Origin of the sequence: Candidatus Phytoplasma asteris (assembly GCF_038505995.1) — a bacterium.
In the GTDB taxonomy this organism is placed as follows: Bacteria; Bacillota_I; Bacilli_A; order Acholeplasmatales; family Acholeplasmataceae; genus Phytoplasma; species Phytoplasma asteris.
In genome coordinates this window covers 455,511-478,682 of record NZ_CP128414.1, presented here as the reverse complement: position 1 = coordinate 478,682, position 23,172 = coordinate 455,511, and the positions used below count along the sequence as shown (strand labels likewise).

Here is a 23,172-nt window from a genome sequence, read left to right as displayed (position 1 = left end):
TATATATAAGCCGATATAAATATAAAGGAATATATTAAAAAAGGAATTAAAATGAAAACCAATAAACATCAATTTATTAAAGTTCGCGGAGCTCGTCAAAATAATTTAAAAAATATTAATATTGATATTCCCAAAAATAAATTAGTTATTATAACAGGATTATCAGGTTCTGGCAAATCTTCTTTAGCTTTTGATACTTTATATCAAGAAGGAAAAAGAAGGTATGTAGAATCATTAAGTGCTTATGCTAGACAATTTTTAGGTAGTTTTGAAAAACCTGATGTAGATAGTATTGAAGGTTTGAGTCCTTCTATTAGTATTGACCAAAAAACAACTTCTAATAATCCTCGTTCTACTGTGGGAACTATTACAGAAATATATGATTATTTAAGATTAATTTATGCCAATATTGCAGTTCCTTTTCATCCTGAAAAAAATATTGTCTTAGAAAAACAAACCAAAGAACAAATGATTACTAAAACTAATCAAATATTTTCCAAGCAACTAATATTAATTCTTGCTCCTATAATTGAAAGAAAAAAAGGTACCCATCAAAAAACCTTAGAAGCTCTTGCCAAAGATGGTTTTAATAGAGTAATGATTAATGATACTATTTATTTAATGGATGATATTCCTTCTTTATCAAAAAATCAATATCATAATATTTATGTAGTAATTGATCGTTTTGAAGTTAATTCAGATAATCAAACTCGTCTTTTTGAAGCCTTAGAACAAGCTCTAAATTTAGCTCAAGGAAAAGTTTTTATTATGAATTATCAAAGTAAAAATAGTAATGATAGTAATAAGAATGAAAACAACAATAAAAACCATCAAATATTAAAACTAAATTGCAATTATCATTTAGAAGGCATTAATTTTGATATTCCCTTGCGCGAATCAAGACTTTTTTCATTTAATACTCCTTTAGGAGCTTGCCAAAGTTGTAAAGGGATTGGAAAAACAGCAGAAATTGATTGCGATATGATTCTAGATTATGAAAAACCATTAAATAAAGGTGCAATTTTAATTTTTAAAAGTAATAATGAATATAATAATTTTGCTAGCAAAGAACAAGAATTAAAAGCTGTATGCAATCATTATCAAATTGATATGACTGTTCCTTTAAAAAAAATAGATCCCCAAAAACTAAATATTATTCTTTATGGTTCACCTGACCAAATTCCTTTAACGCCTCCTTTGCGTTTTTCTCGTTTTTCCAAAAATACCACCACCAAAACTCCTAAATATGATTTTTTTGAAGGTATAGCTTCTATGCTTAAAAGACGTTTTGAAGAAACAACCAGCGAATGGATCAGAAAATGGATTTTTAATTATATGATGGAAAAAAAATGCAAAACATGCCAAGGACAAAGACTTAATCAAGGGGCTTTACTTTTTAAAATTAATAATAAAAATATTTATGAAATAACTGATTTATCAATTGAACAAACCCTTGCTTTTTTCCAAAATTTAGAATTGTCCAACGAAGAGACAAAAATTATTAATTTAGCTCTCAAAGAAGTTATTAATCGTCTTACTTTTTTACAAGAAATTGGGTTAGGATATCTTTCTTTATCGCGCAGTGGAGCAACTCTTTCGGGAGGAGAAGCACAAAGAATTAGACTTGCTACTCAAATTGGCTCCCAACTTTCAGGAGTACTTTATGTCCTTGATGAACCTTCCATTGGATTGCACCAAAAAGACAACGATCTTTTAATTAAATCACTTCAAAAAATGCGAGATTTAGGCAATTCTTTAATTGTAGTAGAACACGATCATGATACAATGCTTGCCTCTGATTATTTAATTGATATTGGTCCTCAAGCAGGCATTTTGGGAGGGAAAGTACAAGCTTTTGGCACACCCCAAGAAGTAATGCAAAACAAAAACAGCCTTACAGGAAAATACTTATCTAAACAAATCCAAATTACATTTCCCAAAACTAGAAGAAAAGGCAATAAAGATCATATTTTAGTTACCAAAGCTTCTAAAAATAATCTTAAATCAATTGATGTTTGTTTTCCTATGCAACAATTAATTGTAGTTACAGGCGTTTCTGGTTCGGGAAAATCTACTTTAGTAAATGATGTTTTACTTGATTGTTTACAACAAAAATACAGCAAAAAAAACAAAACTCAACAAAAAGATTTTAGTCATTTAGTAAACGATTTTAACAAAGTCAAAAAAATAGTTGAAATTTCACAAGACCCAATTGGTAAAACTCCTCGCAGTAATCCCCTTACTTATACTGGTGTTTTTGATGAAATTAGAGAACTTTACTCCAAAACTAAAGAAGCCCAAATGAAAGGTTATCAAAAAGGGCGTTTTTCTTTTAACGTTAAAGGCGGTAGATGTGAGGCTTGTAGTGGCGATGGAGTTAAAAAAATATCTATGCATTTTTTACCAGATGTCTATGTTATGTGCGAAGCTTGTAAAGGAACTCGTTATCAAAAAGAAACTTTAAGCATCAAATACAAAGATAAAACTATTGCAGATATTCTTGCTATGAGTGTTGAAGAAGGGGTTTTATTTTTCCAAAATCATCCCAAAATTAAACATCAATTAGAAATTTTACAAAATGTAGGGCTCGGCTACATTAAATTAGGACAGTCCTCGCCAACTTTATCCGGAGGAGAAGCCCAACGAGTTAAATTAGCAAGCGAACTACACAAAAAAGTTTTTCCAGGTGCTTTGTATATTTTAGATGAACCTACCACAGGACTTCATTCAGAAGATGTTAGACAATTGCTTAAAGTTCTTCATCAAATGACAGATCAAAAAGCTACTATTGTTGTAATTGAACATAATTTAGATGTAATTAAAAATGCTGATTATATCATTGATTTAGGTCCTGAAGGAGGAGCTTGTGGCGGATATGTAGTTGCAACAGGAACCCCAGAACAAGTAAGCCAAAATGAAAAAAGTTATACTGGTAAATATTTAAAAAAGATTCTTAACGAAAAAAAATAAATCCAAAATTTAAAGATGCAATCAAACTTTGAATTTAGATAAATCCCAACTAACTACATCCCAAACATTGGACTAATTAAAATCAATTTAACAATTTAAAAAACTAATATTTAAAAAAAATTGCAAAATGGGCAAAAACAAAAACCACTTTTAAACTCACACCAACCAAACAATTTTAGGAAATATTTTATCCTTCTACAAAAAAATATTTTAATTGTAACCTCACCAAAAAACCATTTAATCAGAAAGCAAAAATTACTAATAATTTCAAGAAATATTTAGTTATTATGGTATAATAAATAGTAGGAAAGAAAAGTAATTTACACAATTACAAAATTTATAAATGACAATTATTTTTCTACCACAAAATATTTATAAAAAAGATTAAATGAATTAAAAAAAGCTAAAAAATTAAACTAAATAAACCCGCGAACCCAAAAAACAACTTTTAATTTAGTTAAAAAAACTTAATTATAAATTAGTTGCCAAATTGTAAAACAAAAATGCAAAAACCCAACTTGTTTCCCCAAAAAACAATTAACACTAATTTAATTGGAATTTGCTTATATAATCAATATATAAATGAAAAAACTCATAATTATTTGCAACTATTTGCACCAATTAAACCAAATAACCCCCCAACAACAATATTTTTTAGTTTTTATTGATGCTTCATAATCAAAATAAATAACACCCCAAAACATAAAAAAAACCCCAACAAACCAAAAAGAAAAAGGTATTAAAAATGGAAATTAAAAAAATCAACGATCAAAAAGTACAATATTTTTTTGAAGTTTCTTCAAAGGAATTAGAAACCCAACTGGCTAGTGCTTATGAAAAAATTAAACCAAAAGTAGAAATTAAAGGTTTTAGAAAAGGGCACGTTCCAAGAAAAATTTTTGAAAATCGTTTCGGTAAAGACAATTTATACTCCGATGCATTAGAAAATATCGTGCAAACCAAATATCAAGAAGTCCTACAAAAAAAAGATTTCGAAAGTATGGGAATGCCTCAAGTAATTGATTTAGACGAAAAAAAACTTAAAGATAATCAAAATTTTACTTTCGGACTGGAATTTATCGTTAAACCTAAAGTTACTTTAAAAAAATATTTAGGGTTAGAAATTACAAAAGACGATCTTGAAGTAACAGATTATGAAGTGGAAGAAAAAATAAATTCCTTATTAGAAAAACAAACAACTTTGGAATCCAAAACCCAAAACGACTTTTTGGAATTAACAGACATTGCTATTTTTGATTTTGAAGGCTTTGTTGATGACAAACCTTTTGAAGGTGGCACTGCCAAAGATTTTAGTTTAGAAATTGGCTCTGGTCAATTTGTACCTGGTTTTGAAGACCAAATGTTAGGGATGAAACAAGGACAAACCAAAGACATTAATATCACTTTTCCAAGCGATTACCACCAAAAAAGTTTAGTTAATCAAAAAGCTGTTTTTAAAGTAACTCTACACCAAATCAAAACTAAAAAAATACCTCAACTAACAGATAATTTGGTAAAATCACTTAAACTTGTCAATGCTTCAACCGTAGAAGAATTAAAAAACAACACTAAACAAACTCTTTTAGCTCAAAAAAAACACAAAGACAAAGAAAACGTTGAAAAACAAGTAATAGAACAATTAGTTAAAAATTCCGAATTAGAAATTCCTCAAGAAATTGTTTCCCAAGAACAAATCCGCCTCCAAAAAGAATTTGAAGCACAATTAAAACAACAAAATTTAACTTTGGAACAATACAAACAATATTTAGGTATTGATGATGAAAAAATGGAAAAAGAATTCAGCCAACAAGCACAAAAAAACATCCAATATCAACTTATTATGGAACAAGTTGCAGCCCAAGAAAAACTAACTATTTCCCAAGAAAAAATCGAACAAAAATACCAAAACTTAAGTAACCATTACAAAGTTCCAGTTAATCAAATCAAACAAAACCTTCCTGAAAAAAACCTAAAACATTCTCTTTTGATGGGTGAAGCCTTAGAACTTGTTATTAATAAAGCTGTTGTTGCTAAATAAAATTTATCACCCCACCAAAAAATCACTCCACAACTTAAAAATGAAAAAGTTTAAAAGTTAAAAAAATATCGAAAGGATGAAAATATATGAAAACCAAAAACAAAAAATTAAAATCCGATCTTTCTATGGATGCATTTGAAGATATTTTTCAAGAAATTCCTGAACAAATTCCAGTTGTAGTTATCAGCGAAGTAATGCCTATTCCAAATGTTGATTTTCGTATTGAAGTATCAGACAATTCTTATTTAAAAGCTTTAAAAGAGTCAGAAACTAACGCAAATTCTTTTGTTATTCTTTTAACTCAAAAAGATTTATCACCCAACAAACCCAAACTAACTAACCTTCAACGTTACGGTGTATTGGCACAAATAATTACCAAAGTAAAAATCCCTCACGGCGATTTTAAAGTGAGATTTCGCATTTTACAAAGAGTAAAAATTGATAAATTTTTGCAAAAAGAACCTTTTTTAAAAGCCTCATATGAAAAAGTCAACACCATTTATGGAAACGTTGAAGAAGAAAAAGCCTTAATCAAGCTAGTTATAGAAAAAATTATGGACAAACCTTTTCAACTGCTTGTTCAAAACACCAATAATTTTTTAGATATCATCAAAACAGAACCAGAAACAGAAAATATCACTGATATCATTGTTTTTAATTTAAAAATCGATGATTTAGATAAATATAAATACCTTAAAGAAGCTCACCTTAATAAAAGAATTTTTTATATTCTTCAAGACATCCAAAGTTTACTTATAGGACTTGATTTAGAACAAAAAATCAATGAAAAAGTAAAACAAAGTATTGATGAAAACCAAAAAGAATTTTATTTAAGAGAAAAAATGAAAGTGATTCAACTAGAATTAGGGGAAAAAGCCAAAAAGGAAGAAGAAATTGCAGAATTGCGCAATAAAATCAAAAAAACTCCTTTACCTCCTGAAATCAAAAAAAAAGCTTTACAAGAATTATCACGTTACCAATCATCATCATCTTTAATGGCAGAATCTTTTGTAATTAAAAATTATCTTGATTTTTTACTGGAATTACCTTGGGGCAAAACCAGCCAAGATGAAAACGATTTAGTTGCCATTGAAAAAACCTTAAATAACCAACATTACGGACTTGAAAAAGTCAAAGAACGTATTTTAGAATATGCAGCAGTCAAAATAATGACTAAGAAAAACCCTCAAAATATTTTATGTCTTGTAGGTCCTCCAGGAGTGGGGAAAACCTCACTTGCTTCTTCTATTGCCAAAGCTTTAGGACGCCAATTTGTCAGACAATCCTTAGGCGGTTTAAAAGAAGAATCAGAAATTAGAGGCCACAGAAGAACTTATATTGGAGCTATGCCTGGACGCATTCTTGCAGGCATTAGAGACGTCAAAACAATTAATCCTGTCTTTTTATTAGACGAAATTGACAAACTAGTAGCCAATTATAACTTTGATCCTGCATCAGCTTTATTAGAAGTCCTTGACCCACAACAAAATATTAATTTTATGGATCATTTTTTATCCGAACCATTTGATTTATCCCAAGTATTATTTATCACCACTGCCAATTACCTTGACAATGTTCCCGAAGCTTTAAAAGACCGTATGGAAATTATCGAAGTAAGTTCTTACACTGAAAAAGATAAAATTAACATCGCTTCTAAATATCTTTTAAAAAAACAACTCAAAAATCACGGAATCACTGACACAAATTTAGTTATTGACAATGATACTATCCTTTATTTAATTAGACATTACACCAAAGAAGCAGGAGTAAGAGAGTTAGATAGAATCCTTGCAGAACTAGCTAGAAAAACAGTTAAAGAATGTTTAATTACCAAAAAAGAACAAGTAATTATTACTCCTCAAAACGTTACTAAATACTTAGGTAAAGAAAAATACCTACATCTTTTAGATGAACAAAAAGAAAAAATAGGCTCCACTAACGGACTTGCCTATACTTATTTTGGAGGCGATTTGCTTCCAGTAGAAGTTACTTATTACAAAGGTAAAGGACAATTAGTCCTTACAGGTAAATTAGGAGAAGTCCTTAAAGAAAGTGCTTATACTGCTTTAAGTTTCATCAAAGCTAACTGTCAAAATTTAGGAATTGATGCCAATATTTTTGCAGAAAACGATTTTCACATTCATCTTCCAGAAACAGCCATTCCTAAAGATGGTCCTTCAGCTGGAATTACTATTGCTACTTCCCTTTTCTCTGCAATTACGCAAAAATATGTTAAAAAAGGTTTGGGAATGACAGGAGAAATTACTTTACGAGGCAATATTTTAGCTATCGGAGGCTTAAAAGAAAAAGCTATTGCTGCTAATCGTAGCGGTCTTGACACTATTTTTATTCCTCAAGAAAATATCAAAGATATTGAAGATATTCCTGAAGAAGTAAGAACTAAATTAAATATTATTCCTGTATCAAACATTTCTGATGTTTTTTCGCAAGTATTTGTTTGATTAAGATATAAAAAACACCATCTTTAAGATGGTGTTTTTTGTTTTTATACATAATTAAAAAGTTTTCAAAACTTCAATTATTATTTAATATTTATTTTTTTCGATAAAAATTACAAAAGAATAAAGGGGCAAAAAATCATTTACAAAGAAAAATTTACTTTCCTCCAATATTTAAATCCCCTACATAAACGCTAGAACTACCAAATCCTGAAGTTTGAAATTCAAAATCATTAGCAATGGTGTCTACATTTTTAAGAATATCAAAAAAATTACCAGAAACAACAATCATTTTAACAGGAGTTGTAACTTTACCTTTTTCAATTCTAAAACCACTAGCTTGTAGGCTAAAATCTCCACTAACAGTTTTAATTCCTGCATGCATCCCTACTAAATCAGTAATATAAATACCATTTTGAATAGGTTCAATCATTTCTGAAAAACTTTTTTTGCCAGGCACCAAATAACAATTAATCATAGAAGTACTGCCATCAAAACCGTTTCCAGTTGGAGCTTGTTTAAAAATGCGAGCAGTTTTTAAGTTGTGGATAAATCCTTGAAAAACTCCTTTAGTAATAATGGGTTTGGTTTGGCAAGCTACTCCTTCATCATCAAATTTTTCTTTAAAATAAGCCCCATCGTTTAAAGGATCATCAATAATACTAACTTTTTCAGAAGCAATTAAACAATTAACTTTATCTTTTAATTTAGTTAAGTTGCGATAAGCACTTGTACCAGTAAAAATATCGCTGAAACTTTCCAAAAGGTCTGCAAACATTTCATTAGAAAAAACAACTGGATATTTTTGAGATACCAAAGATTTAGCTCCTAATTTTTTTTCGCCCATCTCAACAATTTCAGTACCTAATTTAACAGGATTGAAGGTTACAAAATCCTTAGCTAAAATACTTTTGCCATAACTTTCAATTTCGCCTTCTTTTTGAAAAACCGCAGAAGCATACAAATAAGCAAAGCTGTTTTGGTGCGATAAATTGAGCCCTTTGGAATTTAATAATGTTTTTTTATGACAAACTTCTTGGTAAATAATGCCATTAGTAGCTTGCAAATGGGAACTTTGCAACATTGTTTTTTCTAACTGCAACAACAAACTTTGTTTTTGTTCTAATGGAACTTGCCCAAAATCAAAGTTATTTTCCAATACTTCAGGATAACTGGAAGATCCTTCAAAAATAAGAGCAGGTTCTTTAGAAGTAATTGTTTGGCAATTTTCTTTGAGGGTTTCAAAAGCATTATCAAAAGCGCTGTCAGTTAATTGTTCTAAAGCAATAGAAGTTTTTTTATTGGCAAAAATACCTCTTATAACTGCAGAAGCAACATCGCTCCAAACACAAGCATCTATTTTGCCTTTATCCAAAGATAGTTTAAAAGTTTGACTTTCATGAATTGCAATTTCTAATGCTTCAAAACCTTGTTGCATTCCTTTTTCTAACCATTTTTGATAATTGTTAGGAGTGGGGTTTGTGTGAGTGGTTTGGCTTTGGAGTTTTGGGGTTTTTGTTACGTCGTTTATCATTTTTGATTTCCTCCTACAATCATTTCTTTTACTCTAATAGTGGGTTGTCCTACATCAACTGGTAGAGAACCAGAACAAGAACCACACATTCCTTGACCTAAAACTAAATCATTGGCAACACGGTCAATTTTAAATAAAATATCTGCTCCATGACCAATTAACATCGCTCCTTTAACATGGGTTGTTAATTTACCATTTTCGATTAAATAGCCTTCATTAACTACAAAATTAAATTCTCCAGTAGCAGGAACAACTGTTCCACCACCTAGACTTTTAGCATAAAGACCGTAAGGAGTATCTGCAATAATTTGTTCGGGCGTTTCTGTGCCTTTTTCGATGTAGGTGGAATTCATGCGCGAAGTAGGAGAGTATTTATAAGATTGTCTACGTGAAGAACCGGTAGATTGCATCTTCATTTTGCGTCCGTTTCTAAAATCAATTAAATAACCTTTAAGGATACCTTTTTCAATTAAAAGATTTTTTTGGGTGGGATTTCCCTCGTCATCAAAATTAAGACTGCCCCAAGACGCTTTAATAGTTCCATCATCATAAGCAGTTACAACTTCAGAAGCAACTTTTTGATTTAATTTATTACAAAAAGGAGAAAGGCCTTTAGCAACTGCAGTAGCTTCAAGGGGATGTCCGCAAGCCTCATGGAAAATAACGCCTCCAAAACCATGATTAATTACAACTGGCATAGTTTGAGGTTTTAAATATTTAGCATCTAATAAAGCAACTGCTTGTTTTGCTACTTGTTTGGCAATTGTTTCTAAATCAATTACATCCAAGAATTCCAATCCCATTGCGCGTCCAGGACCTTCAAAGGCTTCTTGCATTTCTTGTCCTCTTTGTGCAACTCCTACAAGCCCACATCTAATATAATTGCGTGTGTCATTTTGATAAACTCCTAAAGTATTAGCAATTAAAACATGTTGTTCTTTTTGGCTTAAAGAGGTGATGGATTGAATAATTTGAGGATCATAATTTTGAATAATAGCCGATAATTTAAGTAATTTTTGGGCTTTTTGTTCTTGAGTCATGCTGTTATAAGGTTTTTGGATAGTATTTTTTAGGGGTTTTTCGGTTTGCAAGGTAATAACTTTATTTGCTTTTCCTTGAAAAGATTTTTTTAATTTTAAAAGCAAGGATAAAACATTTTGATAATCAGTTTTATTGGTATATCCATAAACTTCATCAAAGCCTTTTAATAAGCGAATTCCTACTCCAAAAGTATTAGAAGTATCAGCAGAAACTACATCTTTGCCAATTACTTTAAGGGTATGAGAATAAGCATTTTCAAAAAATAATTCTGCAAAATCAGCTCCCTTATCTAAAGATAAATTTAGAATTTTTTGAATATCTTCTTTATTTAACATCAAATAATATTCTCCTTTATATTGTTTGTAAATCTCTTTTATTTTATCATTTTTTTAAGCTTTTTAATCATATTATATAAAAGTTTTCCAAATGAATTTATTATTGTTTTGTTAATTTGTTTGTTTTTATATGTTATAATAAAATACACAATTAAAGAGTAGCATATAAAAGCATAAAAACGTTGAAATAAGTATTTTTAATTCGTTTATTGCATTTCATCATCAAAATATTAACTTAAAAAACTTGATATAATATAAATATTTATTTTTAAAATCATTATAATATTATAAAAAGAAAAGAGGCAAGTAAATGTTTAGAATCAAATTTATTATTTTTAAACCAGAATTAGATAAACAAGGAAGAAAGCAAATAGATTTTTGGAAAACTCAAATTAGAAATATTTTTAATTTCCTTTTCTTTTTGGTAATTTTGTTATCTTCGGGGTTTATTTCATTTCATATAGATAGTATTTTAAAACAAAATACCACATTACACCCTTTAATGAAAAATTTTCTTATTATGGTGAAATTATTTTTTTGGATATGTGCACTTTTATCCCTTCCATTTGTTTTTTGCTCGTTTTTTTTGATGGGTGTAGATAGTATGAAAGGAAGAACATTTAGCCAATTCATTTTAAGTAAAATATATTCAAAACCACAAATTGCTCCTAATGGTAAAAATAATCAATCCAAAAATAATACAAATACCCCCAAAAAATAACAAAAATAAATATAAATGTCAACAATAAATAAAACAAAAACTCCTTATATCTTATATATTATAAGGAGTTTTTTCAATATTCTTTTATATCTTTGAAACAAATAATTATTTAGTAGCAAGAATAGCAAGAAAGGCTTTTTGAGGTAATTGCACTTTTCCTAATGTTTTCATTTTCTTTTTACCTTTTTTTTGTTTCTCTAATAATTTCTTTTTACGAGTAACATCGCCTCCATAAAGTTTAGCTGTTACATCTTTACGCATAGCTTTGATAGTTTGTCTGGCAATAATTTTTTTACCCAAAGCTGCTTGAATAGGAATTTCAAACATTTGTTTAGGAATAAACTCTTTTAAAGTCTCACAAATAGCCTTTCCTCTTTCATAGGCAAAATCATGATGAACAATTAAAGATAGAGCATCAACAATTTCTCCATTTAATAAAATATCCATTTTTTGTAATTTAGAAACACGATATTTATCTATTTCATAATCAAAAGAAGCATAGCCTTTGGTTAATGATTTTAACTTATCAAAATAACTATAAATAATTTCTGAAAAAGGCAGCAAATAATTAATCATTACTCTTTGGCTATCAATATATTCAATATTTTGAAGGGCTCCTCTTTTGTTTTGGGAAAGCTCCATTACTTTACCAATATAGATTTCAGGACACATAATAGTAGCTTTAATGAAGGGTTCTTCAATGTGGTCAATCATTTGAGTGGATGGAAGTTTGGAAGGATTATCAACTAAAAGTTTTTCTCCTTTGATAGAATAAACATGATAAATAACAGAAGGAGCAGTAGCAATTACTTCTACTCCAAATTCGCGACTAATTCTTTCTTGAATAATTTCCATATGCAAAAGTCCCAAAAACCCAGTTCTAAAACCAAGTCCCAAAGCATTAGAACTTTCAGGTTCAAAAATTAAGGAAGAATCGTTGAGTTTTAGTTTTTCCAAAGCTTCTTTAAGGATGTCATATTTATTGGTTTCGACAGGATAAAGTCCACAAAAAACTACTGAATTCATTTGTTTGTATCCCGGTAAAGGTAGCAAAGCTTGATTGGTTTGCGAAGTAATGGTGTCTCCAACTCTTACATGATTAATACTTTTAATAGCAGCAGTAAGATAACCTACATCACCTGGTGCCAAAAAATCTTTTACAATTTGTTTGGGATTATAAACTCCTACTTCAACTACTTCATAAACACTATTACTTGCCATAAAACGAATTTGATCGCCTTTTTTAACTGTGCCATTGACGATTCTAATGGAAGGCACAACTCCTTTATAAGAATCAAAATAAGAATCAAAAATTAAGGCTTGCAAGGGCTTTTGAATGTCTCCTTGAGGAGGTGATATTCTAGTTACTATTTGTTCCAAAATATCAATGACTCCAAGCCCTGTTTTTCCACTTGCAATTAAGGCTTGTTCAGGGTCAAGTCCCAAAGTTTCTTTAATTTCTTCTTTAACTTTAGGAACATCTGCGCTTGGCAAATCCACTTTATTCAAAACAGGAATAAGGGTTAAATTGTTATCAACAGCTAAATAAACGTTGGCAAGAGTTTGGGCTTGAATGCCTTGGGCAGCATCAATAATTAAAATAGCACCTTCGCAAGCTGCCAAAGAACGCGATACTTCATAACTAAAATCAACGTGTCCGGGTGTGTCAATCAAATGCATAATATAATTTTTGCCATCTTTGGACTTGTAGTTAATTTCTACAGCATTTAATTTAATAGTAATTCCGCGCTCGCGTTCTAAGTCCATGGAATCCAAAATTTGTTCTTTCATTATTCTTTTGTCAATTGTGCCTGTAAATTCTAAAATACGGTCGGCCAAAGTTGATTTACCGTGGTCAATGTGGGCGATAATGGAAAAATTACGTATGCGTTTTTGCCTTTCTTTTAATTGTTCTATGTTCATTTTTTGTTTATTTCCTTTATATTTTGGTTGGTTGGTTTTAGTTTGTTTTTGTGGGTTTTAATGTGGTTTGTGCTTGGTAGAATTAATTTTTATGATTTTTATTGGTTTTTAATTGTGAAATGATATTTTATAGTTATTATTTTTTTGGTTATTGGGTTTGGTAGTTTGTTAAGGTTGTTTTATTCTTTTTTAAGTTTTTTAAAATAACTATTATAAATCATTGTAAAGTTAAATTATTTAATATCTAATTCAAAAGTTATTATAACAAAAAAATAGTTTCTAGGTGCAAAATTAGTGTTTTTTTGTAATTTTAAAGTTATTAAAGTTATAAATTATGTTAAAATCCAATTAAATCACATTTTTATTTTGACAAAAAAATTATAAAATAAGAATAAATAAGTATTATAGCAAGCAAAATTATAATAAATAATTAGCAAAAAAGACCAACTTAAAGTCGATCTGAATTTGTTTTTAATTTGAAAATATGGCAAGTTTTAAATATTTTGAAAAGTATTGGAACTAACTAAATAATTTATTGTTCAGTTTCTTTGGAATTTTTTGAAGGTGAATTGGGGATGAATTTATCTATAAATTCTTCGGTAAGCATTAAGGCATTTTGAGGACTTATAGGTTTGTTAAGTGTAGGATGGTATTTTTTGTAAATGTTAGTCATTTTTGGGCTTCTCCAAAAAAAATAAATATTTTGGCTTTCATTTTTCATTTGTAAAATATCATCTAAAGTGTATTTGTTCCAATCACTAATATCAAACTTATCAAAAGGAGATTCAAAATAAATCCCTACTAAATCTAAAGGAGGAGTTTTGATTCCTGTCATAACACTATATAAAAAAGCGCCTGCAAGATCTTGTCCATTAAATGAAGGGAAACAAGCTACCCAACCATCATATTGAGGTTGTATTTTGTAGATAATTTTATGCATTAAAGTAGGTTTTAGATTTTCCATATAAACATGGGTTTCAGAATTTTTAAGTGTGCCATCTTGCATAAATTCACTATCAGGCACTATAAAATGATAATGTTTTTTGTCATTTACTGTTTGAATATAAAGAGGTAGTGTTTCTTTTTTTTGTTGTAATTCTTGTGTTTTTGGTTTTGTCAAATTGGGAGTTTTGACGAAATTTTGTTGATTGGGTTTTTGGGTTTGGTTATTAGTTAATTGTATTTTTTCTGATGATCTAAAGGTTGAATGTCTTTTTTGTAAACTTAATATTAATAACAATAATACTAATATTATTGATGAAATAACACATAAAAAAGACACTAATTTATATTTTTGATTAAATAATTTAATATTCAAAATATTTGTTTCCTTAATAAAAAATAAAATAATAGGGTTAAATGAATATTAAATAATTATTTTATTGTATTTTTTTTAACTGCTCAAGCTAAAGTTTTTTGAATGTTTCTGTAATTAAAAAGATTTAAGGAGGATATCTATATTTTTTTAATTTGGCAAGTTTGTTTTTTGCTACTGTTATCAAATCAAAAAAATTATTATAAAAATGAGCCATTAATTATGCTTTCTAAAGAAAAAAGAATTTTTACTAAACTTGTTATTTTAAAATTTTTTTAAAACGATCTAAAATTTGTGTTTTGTTTTTGCTGAGATGTTAATTATTTTATTGTTGTTGTTTTTATTTTTTTGGTATAGAATTATTGTAAATTTTTCATAATTATTTAAGGTATGCTATCAAATAAAATAAAAAAAGACCTTTCAATTAGAAAAGTCTTTAAAAAATTATTTATTATTTGGGTAGTTTTTTAATTCAATTAGGTAATAAGTTTTTTTATACATTTGTAATTGTTGATATATTTGATCTAATAATTTATTGTTGAATTTATGTTGTTTTTCATCGTTTAAATTGCAGAATTGTTTGGTAAGTTCTATTGCCTCGTCGATTATAATGGCATGAGAAATGTTTGTTTCTAACAATTCATAAGTAGCTAAGCGAATGATTGCTCTGTCTACTTTGTTAAGGCGATTTATTTTATAATCATATAAACTTTTTGTGATGATTTCATCAATAAATTTAAGATTGGTGATGATTTTTTGAAAAAAAGTAAAAATGGGATTGGGATTTGTTTGTGACAAAGTCAAATTATTTTGGTAAAAATCATATTGATATAATAATTTCATCACTTCAATTCGTAATAACCGTGATTCTTTTTTATTTTGAGGATGTTTCATGGTAAATTATTTTAATGTTTGAGTAAGGTTATTTTGTACTTTTTCCCAGTCTAAGACACTAAAAAAAGCTTCAATATAATCAACTCTACGATTTTGATAACTTAAATAATAAGCATGTTCCCAAACATCTAGACCCAAAAGAGGAGTTCCTTGGTTTAGAACTACATCTTGATTAGGAGTAAAAGTAATTGCAAGTTTTTGTTGTGGAGTTAATACAAGCCAAGCCCAACCGCTTCCAAAAATGGTTTTAGCAGCATTAGCAAATTTGTCTTTGAAAGAATCTATAGAACCAAATTCGCAGTCAATCATTTCTTTTAATAATCCTTGAGGAGTATTGCCATTATTTACTTTTAGAATGTTCCAAAAAAAAGAATGATTAAAATGTCCGCCACCATTATTTCTAACTGTTTGTCTAATATCTTGTGGTACTAACGATAAATCAGTTAGCATTTGTTCCAAAGATAAATTTAGTTGAGGGTGTTTTTTGAGAGCATCATTAAGGTTATTAATGTATGTTTGATGGTGTTTGAGATGATGTAATTGCATAGTTTGAGTATCAAAAAAAGGTTCTAAAGCATCATATTGATAAGGAAGAGAAAGTAGAGTAAAGTTCATTTGTTTGCTCCTTTAATGGTTAATGAAAAGATTTTTTGGGGGGTAGTGTTGTAATGAGGGGTTAATTGTGATAAAATGGAATAAAAAACACTGTTTGTAATTATAACAAACAATGTTTTATTGTGTTTTTGTCTTTTGTGTTTTTTTATCTAATTTATTTTGTCGCGCATTTGGTAGTTTGCAAATAGTTATTGAGATTTAACTTCTAAAGCCTTAAGTCCTGCTAAATTGAGTAATCCCCAAGGTTTGTTGAAATGGGGTTGGAAGAAAAAGTCAACAAAAGCAAGTTGTTCTACTGTCATTTGGTTTTGCATACAAACACTTAAAGTATTCATTTTTTCAGTTAAATCAACGCGAGAAACAATTTGTCCTCCCAAAATTTTACGAGTTTCTTTGTCAAAAACAAGCTTTAACATTACAGCATCATAATCAGGCATAAATTCAGGTCTATTAGCATCTTTGATTGTAACAGTACCATAGTTTTTACCTAAAGTTTTGGCTACATTTTCAGTAAGTCCTGTTGAAGAAATACTCAAATCAATAATTTTAATGCCACTTGTTCCTTGAGTTCCTAAATATTTTACGCAAGGTTTTTCAATGTTAAGTCCTACAAGTGTTCCCATTCTAATAGCATTAGTTGCTAAAGGCATGTATTTTACTTCTTGGGTAGGGTTGTAATAAACGTTAACACAATCGCCACAAGCATAAACATCAGGGTCTGAAGTTTGCATATATTCGTTAACAACTAAAGCACCATTAAAGGATGTTTCGAGATGATGAGCAAATAATTGAGTGTTGGGTTTAAAGCTGATACACATAATTACCATTTCGGTCTCAAAGGTGTTTTTATCAGTTTTTACATGAGTCACTAAGCCGTCCTTAGTTTCGAATCCTGCTATTTTTTGTCCTAATGCTAGTGTAACTCCGTGGTCAGTTAAGGTTTTTTGAGCTACATCTGTAAATTCTTTGTCTAAATATTTAGACATAATTCTATCTTCTGCGTCTACTAAAACTACTTCTTTTTTTTGTACCGCAAATGCTTCAGCTAACTCAATTCCGATATAGCCAGCGCCTACTATTGTGATTTTATTAACGTTTTTGCTGTAATTAATAATATCTTTGGCATGATCAAAGTTTTTAGACATTAAAACATTTTTGCAATCAATTCCTTTAATAGGAGGAATAACAGGCCAAGAACCAGTTGCAATTACTAATTTATCGTAGTTGTCTTTAAACTGTTTGCCAGTTTCTAAACTTTGAACTAAAACTTCTTTTTTGTCAAAATTTAGTTTTAATACTTCATGTTTAAGTTTGGTACAAACATCCATACTTACAAGTTCATCAGGATTTGAATAAAAAAGTCCTAGACTGTCTTTGATAACTCCTCCAACATACAAGGCAATTCCACAAGAAAGAAAAGAGATATTATCGTTTCTTTCATATACAACAACATCAGCTTGGGGATTGTTTTTTTTAATTGTTTTTACTGCAGCAGTTCCTGCATGAGTACAACCAACAACGATAACTTTCATATTTTTGTTATTAACTCCTTTGGATTTTTTCTTTGTTTTTTTTATTTAATTTTATTTTTGCTATACACTTTTAATTATACCTAAAAAACACTTGACAAAATAAATAAAATTGTAGGATAATCAAAAAAAATAAAACGAATTTGATTATGACGTGCTTTGTGGCAACTTTTTTACAATAACAAGGGCTAAGGCGTAATTATCGGTGTGAGTGATAGAAATTAAAATGGGGTTGAAAAAAGTGGTGCATGTGTTGTTTTTCACATAAGGAGCGCCTTTTTTGTCGTTAAGAATAGACCAGTTGCAATAGTTTTGGCAAGTAGGGTCGATTTTTTGGGGTGTTTGAAAAGCTTTAAAAAGAGCTTCTTTAGAAGCCCACCTTCCTGCTAAAAAGGTAAGTTGGCTTTGGGGATTTTGAATGATTTGATAAATTTGGTGTTCTTCTGAGGATAAAATCCTTGCTGCTAAAATGTCTTTGCCTATTTTTTTAATTTTTTTAATTTCAACTAAATCTATGCCGATATTTTCCATATTTATTTTTTTCCTTAGATGGTGCCAAAATTTGGGGAGTTTCAATTTCACAAGCTAGTTTTTTGATTTTTTGAAAATAATAATTTAGTCCTGATTTAGTGATTTGTTGCTTGTGTTTGTGGTAATATTTTTGAGTTAATTCTTGTAAACTTGCATCAGGGTTTTCTTTTCTTAATAACATAATTTGCAATAATTTATGTTCAAGGTTGGGAAGTTGTTTTTGGGATTTTTCATTTTTGGGATTTTTCATTTTTAAGTTCGTGTTTTTGGGTTTGAGATTTGGGGTTTGAAAGTGTTTTTCAATCAAATTAATTTGTTGTAATTGTAAATTGGCAGAAGTAAGAATTTTTTTTTCATTTGAAATTTCAAAATTAATAGAGGATTTAATAATGTGGTTTAAGTCTTTTTGAATTATTGTTTTTTCGTATTGAAAAACTATTTCCAAAGCGCCGATTAACCTTAAAAAATCAATAATCATTTGAGATTCTTTCAAATAAACTAAAAAACCTTTTTTGTGATTAATTTTTTTGGCGTTAAGGCTGAAATGAAGCATCAAAGTTTTAATTAATTCAATTTTGTGGCGGTCTTTGTGAAAAAATTCTAGATGATAATTAGTTTTTTTGGGGTCGTTTACAAAACCTATGCATAAAAAAATACCTCTTAAAAATGCTTTTTTGGCTTTTTGGCTTTTGAGCAAAGGTAAAAAATCGCTTGGAGTTTGAGTAAAAAAATGATGTTTTTCTAAAATTAAGGGAATGTCTTTTTCAATTCCTACATGAATGCTTTTTAAATGTGGTAAATTATATTCTTTGCTAGTCATCAAAAAAGAGTTGGTATTAGGATAAAAAGTTTTGATTAAAATAAGGAAACGCCTAGCAATTTTGATACTTTTGGTTTGGAACCACAATAAAGTTTTTTGGTGGTTTTTTTCTAATTCACAGCCAAAATGTAATAAAGCTGTCAATTCAAAAAAATTTTCTATGGGTAAGAATTTTTGACAAGCAATTTCTTCTTTAATTTTAATGTTAAAAGACATTGGCACCTTCTTGGATTTTTTTATTTGTTTTGGGGGTTTGGGGTTCAGTGAGGAGTTTTAGGCAAAATAACGGTGATTTTTTATAATTTAATTTGGCTATTTTCTATAATTTGTTGTAATTCTTTTTCTTCGATAATAGGAATTTGGAGTTTTTGGGCTTTGGTTAGTTTAGAACCAGCATTGATGCCAACTATTAAATAATTGTTTTGTAAAGATAAACTGTTAGTTATAATTGCTCCCATTTGTTCTAAGATTTGTTGGATTTGAAGACGGGAATATTTTTGGAGAGTTCCTGTTAAAACAATTTTTTTGTTGGTAAAAATAGTTTGGGTAGTTGGATTTTGGGGGTTAGTGCTTTGAAAAGAAACTCCTAGTGTTTTGAGTTTGGAAACCTCTTCTAAATTACAAGAATTGGAAAAGTATTGTTGGATGCTTTGGGCAATTTTGATTCCTATTTCTCTTATTTGAGTAATTAATTCTGGTGTGGCTTGTTGGAGGTTTTCGATAGTTTGAAAATGTTTTGCCAAAACTTGAGATACTTTTTTGCCAATATGTTTGATCCCCAAAGCAAATAAAACATCTTCAAATCCTTTTTGCTTGCTTGCTTCGATAGCATCCAAAATTTTAGTAATTTTTTTAGCGCCAAAGCCTGGCATTTCTTGCAAAATATGCTTGTGTTTTTTTAATAAATAAAGGTCAGAAGGTTTGGCAATTAGGTTTTTATCAAAAAAAGCAATGATGGTCTGTTCTCCTAAAACGTTGATATCCATAGCATTTTTGGATACAAAATGAATGAGTTTTTGGATTTTTTGCTCGCGACAATTTGGGTTGAGGCAAAAATAATCAACTTCACCTGGTTGTTTTTCTAAAATTGTTTGACAAGCAGGACATTTTTCAATCATTAAAGTGGGTTTTTGCAAATCAGTTCTTTTACTTTTGATAACTTCTAAAATTTCAGGAATAACCGAGCCTGCTTTATGAACTATGACATGGTCTTTTATTCTGATATCTTTTTTGCAAATGTAGTCATAATTATGTAAAACCACTTTTGAGACCAAACTTCCATCTACCATAACAGGCATAATTTTGCAAACTGGAGTTATAACACCAGTGCGTCCCACTTGAAAAATGATGTTTTGAACTATGCTTTGGCTTGTAATAGTTGCAAATTTGTAAGCAGTTGCCCATCTGGGAGCTTTGGCAGTGGCACCAATTAAAGAATGAAAGGCAAGCTCGTTAATTTTAATGACAATTCCATCAGTATCGTAGGTAAGTTGTTCCTTAATGGTTTTGTATTTTTCAATTACACTAAGCAAATTTTCAAAATTAGAGACGCAATAATAATGGGGATTTGTGGTAAATCCTAAAGCAGTTAAAAAAACCAAAGTCTCTTTTTGGGTAGGTTTAGTCAAATAAGGATCTGAAATGCCATAGACAAAAATAGACAAATTTCTTTGAGCCACAATTGCTGAATTAAGTTGTCTTAAAGTTCCTGAAGCAGCATTTCTGGGATTGGAAAAAAGGGGTTTGTTTTCTTGTTTTCTTTGGGCGTTGAGTTTTTCAAAAGCGGGATGGGATAAATAAATTTCTCCCCTAACTTCTAAATCGAGATCTTCTTTTAATCTTAAAGGAATGGTTTTAATGGTCTGGGCATTTTTGGTAATGTCTTCTCCCCAAATGCCGTTTCCTCTTGTTAAAGCTTGCACTAAAATGCCTTTTTGATATTTTAAACTTATCGCTACGCCGTCAATTTTTAATTCAGTTAACAAAGAAAAAGTAGGAATTTTTTTGACAATACGGTCATAAAAAGCTTTGATTTCTTCAAGATTAAAAACATTTCCCAAAGACATCATTGGAGTTTTGTGCTTAATGGTGCTAAATTTTTTTTCTACAAAACCACCAATTTTTAAAGTGGGGCTATAAGGAAGTTTGAACTGGGGATAGCGGGTTTCTAAATTGATTAGTTCTTTGAGTAAAGCATCGTATTGTTGGTCGCTTAGATCGGGATTGCTTAGATTATAGTATTGGTAATTGGCTTTGGTGAGTTGTTTTACCAAGGATTTAATTTTTTGTTTAATTAGATCAAAATTTTGCATTGCTTTGCACCTTTTTTATAAATAAAAATGTTTTTGGGTTTGAGAGTTTTTGATTTAGGATTTTTGAGTTTAGGTTTGATTTTTTTAGGTTTTGGTTTTGGGGTTTGTTTTTTTAAAATATTTTGTGTTGATGCTGTTTATTTTTCTTTTTTTGAAATTAAATTTATTTTCTGTTCCATTAATAAGGCGCAAAATATTAGAATAATGTTTAGCTATAATAATTAAGGTAGCAAAATTGATCGAAAAGTAAAATAATTCTGTTTTTGGAATCTGGTTTTTAATTGGTCCCAAAGTTCCAAAATTGCCACAATACAAATAATTTAGCCATAAAAAAACATTAACTAAAGTGCTTGCAATAATTGAAGCTAACGAAGCATAACCAAAAAGTCTTAAAAAAATAGCAAAAAAAATGATACCAGAAATACCAATCAAAGGATTAAAAGCAGTGATAATACCTACCGAAGTTGCAATTGCCTTCCCGCCTTTGAATTTATTGAATAAAGAAAACATGTGTCCTAAAATAGGAGATATTGCCAAAAGGGAGATTTTTATTGTGGGGTTTGGTTGTAAAAAAGTTTTTGTGGATGGTTCTGTTAGCCAAAATTTTGAGAAATGCAAACAAATTGTAAGTGGCACAAATCCTTTGCAAAAATCTAACAAAAATACTAATATTCCCCATTTTTTCCCTAAAACTCTCAAAGCATTAGTTGCTCCAATATTTCCAGAACCTGTGTTGCGTAAATCTTTTTGTTGCACCAATTTGCCAATAACTAAGCCTGTAGGAATTGACCCCAAAATATAAAAAAACAAGAATAAGAATAAAAACGATAAGTTTTCCATTTTGCACCTTCATTTCATTTATTGTTTCAAAACTTTATCATTTATTTAATGAATTGTTAAGTTGTGATTATTGTTGTAATTATTAGTTGTGTTTGTTGTTAATTTAGTTTTTTTGTTTCATAAAAAATTTAATAATTATGCGTTTATAAAATAAATAATTTACTATATAATTTTACCACAAACCTTACTTTTCTTTTAATATAATGAGGTTTTTGATTGTCAAAATTAAATAAAATTGTCAGATAAACAAAAACCCCCCCAAACTGCATAAACAGTTTTAGACTAAAATTATTCATTCTTTACTTGGGGCAAATTATTGGAGCGTTTCAGTTAAGTTGGTCTTAAATGTTATATTAAAATATTAAGTTGTCTAAATAAATGAAAAAGTTAGTATTTTAATAATAAAAAATGTTATAATATATTTGATAATTTGGATAAATTGGATTAGAGGAGTTTTTTGAAAACAAAAAACAAAATAAGAAACACAAATGCAAACTTTGAAAAAATAATTTTTTGCTGTTTAAATTGTTGTCTTTCCAAAATTACAAATACTAACTTAAAAAATTTTAAAACGATGCAATATTAAAATTATTTTAACTAAATATAATAATCAAATTGAAATTAACAAAATCTTAGGAGCTTTTTATGGATTTTTTAAAAATTAAAAGTGTGCGCCAATTTTGCGCCAATCATGAAATACCAAATGATATTTTAGAAGCAATTTTGGCTACAGTTTTCCAAGCGCCCTCTGCTTTTAATTTGCAACCATGGCGTTTTTTTGTTTTTAAAGGCGAAAAGAGCAAACAAAAAATAGCTCCTTTTTTATATGGCAACAAAACTCAATTAGAAACTTGTTCTACTATGATTTTGTTGTGTTGCGATGCTCAAAAAAGTGTCTTAGCTGAAAAAATTTATCAACAAGAAGTTTTACAAAAAAAAATATCTGATGCAACCAAATTACAAGTAATTACAAAAATTGATGATTATTACAAACAAATTTCCCAAGTAAAACTGCAAAATGAGTTATTTTTAGAAGGCGGCATCGGAGCGTTGCAATTGATGTTAGCTGCTAAAAAATATGATTATGATGTTTGCCCTATGGGAGGATTTAACGCAAAAAAAATCAATGAAGGATTAAATATTGATGTTCGATATTTGCCTGTATTATTAGTTGCTATTGGGAAATCAAAAGAAAAACCCAAAAATAAAGCTTTTCGAATGGATTGCAAAGATTTTACTTTTTGGATGTAGTTGAAGTTGTAAAAAATAACTGCGTTCAAATAATAAAAAAATAA

At 29.1% G+C, this 23,172-nt stretch carries 16 protein-coding genes; 5 read left to right on the top strand and 11 right to left on the bottom strand.

Translation table 11 applies throughout. From position 1 onward, the window contains the following. Nucleotides 1-51 precede the first annotated feature (51 nt). From uvrA to lon, 3 genes are all read left to right on the top strand, one after another. Nucleotides 52-2,970 carry an excinuclease ABC subunit UvrA gene (uvrA, locus tag QN326_RS02555; protein WP_342386405.1) on the top strand — a complete coding sequence of 973 codons (2,919 nt, stop codon included), beginning with the start codon at nucleotides 52-54 and terminating at the stop codon, nucleotides 2,968-2,970. 745 nt (nucleotides 2,971-3,715) lie between these two features. Further along, nucleotides 3,716-5,008: a trigger factor gene (tig, locus tag QN326_RS02550; protein WP_034172465.1), complete on the top strand. Its 1,293-nt coding sequence runs from the start codon at nucleotides 3,716-3,718 to the stop codon at nucleotides 5,006-5,008. An 86-nt stretch (nucleotides 5,009-5,094) separates the two neighbouring features. Beyond that, a complete protein-coding gene (lon, locus tag QN326_RS02545; RefSeq protein ID WP_342386404.1) occupies nucleotides 5,095-7,470 on the top strand; it encodes an endopeptidase La in 2,376 nt (791 codons plus the stop codon). A gap of 154 nt (nucleotides 7,471-7,624) precedes the next feature. Here lon and QN326_RS02540 read toward each other — a convergent pair whose 3' ends face one another. Both QN326_RS02540 and QN326_RS02535 read right to left on the bottom strand, forming a co-directional pair. After that, the gene (locus QN326_RS02540; protein ID WP_342386403.1) at nucleotides 7,625-9,001 is read right to left on the bottom strand and encodes a TldD/PmbA family protein; all 1,377 of its coding nucleotides are present in this window, start codon (nucleotides 8,999-9,001) and stop codon (nucleotides 7,625-7,627) included. Then, a complete protein-coding gene (locus QN326_RS02535; protein WP_342386402.1) occupies nucleotides 8,998-10,377 on the bottom strand; it encodes a TldD/PmbA family protein in 1,380 nt (459 codons plus the stop codon). Before QN326_RS02535 ends, QN326_RS02540 begins: the two co-directional genes overlap by 4 nt. A gap of 310 nt (nucleotides 10,378-10,687) precedes the next feature. Here QN326_RS02535 and QN326_RS02530 point away from each other — a divergent pair, with 310 nt between their 5' ends. Beyond that, the gene (locus tag QN326_RS02530; protein ID WP_034172481.1) at nucleotides 10,688-11,098 is read left to right on the top strand and encodes a hypothetical protein; all 411 of its coding nucleotides are present in this window, start codon (nucleotides 10,688-10,690) and stop codon (nucleotides 11,096-11,098) included. A gap of 105 nt (nucleotides 11,099-11,203) precedes the next feature. Here the strand turns inward: QN326_RS02530 and lepA are convergent, their stop codons facing one another. The 9 genes from lepA to plsY all read right to left on the bottom strand — a co-directional run bounded on the left by lepA (nucleotide 11,204) and on the right by plsY (nucleotide 21,877). Further along, nucleotides 11,204-13,021, bottom strand: coding sequence for a translation elongation factor 4 (lepA, locus tag QN326_RS02525; RefSeq protein WP_342386401.1), 1,818 nt, complete (start codon nucleotides 13,019-13,021; stop codon nucleotides 11,204-11,206). Nucleotides 13,022-13,553: 532 nt separating this feature from the next. Next, on the bottom strand, nucleotides 13,554-14,339 hold the full coding sequence (locus QN326_RS02520; RefSeq protein WP_342386400.1) for a hypothetical protein: 786 nt from the start codon (nucleotides 14,337-14,339) through the stop codon (nucleotides 13,554-13,556). 441 nt (nucleotides 14,340-14,780) lie between these two features. Continuing rightward, complete coding sequence (locus QN326_RS02515; protein ID WP_034172178.1) at nucleotides 14,781-15,230, bottom strand: transcription antitermination protein NusB; 450 nt, start codon at nucleotides 15,228-15,230, stop codon at nucleotides 14,781-14,783. 6 nt (nucleotides 15,231-15,236) lie between these two features. Then, nucleotides 15,237-15,845: a superoxide dismutase gene (locus QN326_RS02510; RefSeq protein WP_011160792.1), complete on the bottom strand. Its 609-nt coding sequence runs from the start codon at nucleotides 15,843-15,845 to the stop codon at nucleotides 15,237-15,239. A 188-nt stretch (nucleotides 15,846-16,033) separates the two neighbouring features. After that, on the bottom strand, nucleotides 16,034-17,377 hold the full coding sequence (locus QN326_RS02505; protein WP_342386399.1) for an FAD-dependent oxidoreductase: 1,344 nt from the start codon (nucleotides 17,375-17,377) through the stop codon (nucleotides 16,034-16,036). Nucleotides 17,378-17,521: 144 nt separating this feature from the next. Continuing rightward, on the bottom strand, nucleotides 17,522-17,905 hold the full coding sequence (gene acpS / locus QN326_RS02500) for a holo-ACP synthase (protein WP_011160790.1): 384 nt from the start codon (nucleotides 17,903-17,905) through the stop codon (nucleotides 17,522-17,524). After that, complete coding sequence (whiA, locus tag QN326_RS02495) at nucleotides 17,877-18,941, bottom strand: DNA-binding protein WhiA (protein ID WP_342386398.1); 1,065 nt, start codon at nucleotides 18,939-18,941, stop codon at nucleotides 17,877-17,879. The genes acpS and whiA overlap by 29 nt, the downstream gene beginning before the upstream one ends. Nucleotides 18,942-19,021: 80 nt before the next feature. Further along, nucleotides 19,022-21,037 (bottom strand): NAD-dependent DNA ligase LigA, encoded by a 2,016-nt coding sequence (gene ligA / locus QN326_RS02490; protein ID WP_342386397.1) that lies wholly within the window; start codon nucleotides 21,035-21,037, stop codon nucleotides 19,022-19,024. A gap of 84 nt (nucleotides 21,038-21,121) precedes the next feature. Further along, nucleotides 21,122-21,877 (bottom strand): glycerol-3-phosphate 1-O-acyltransferase PlsY, encoded by a 756-nt coding sequence (gene plsY / locus QN326_RS02485; protein WP_342386396.1) that lies wholly within the window; start codon nucleotides 21,875-21,877, stop codon nucleotides 21,122-21,124. A 645-nt stretch (nucleotides 21,878-22,522) separates the two neighbouring features. Here plsY and QN326_RS02480 point away from each other — a divergent pair. After that, on the top strand, nucleotides 22,523-23,128 hold the full coding sequence (locus QN326_RS02480) for a nitroreductase family protein (protein ID WP_342386395.1): 606 nt from the start codon (nucleotides 22,523-22,525) through the stop codon (nucleotides 23,126-23,128). Nucleotides 23,129-23,172 lie beyond the last annotated feature (44 nt).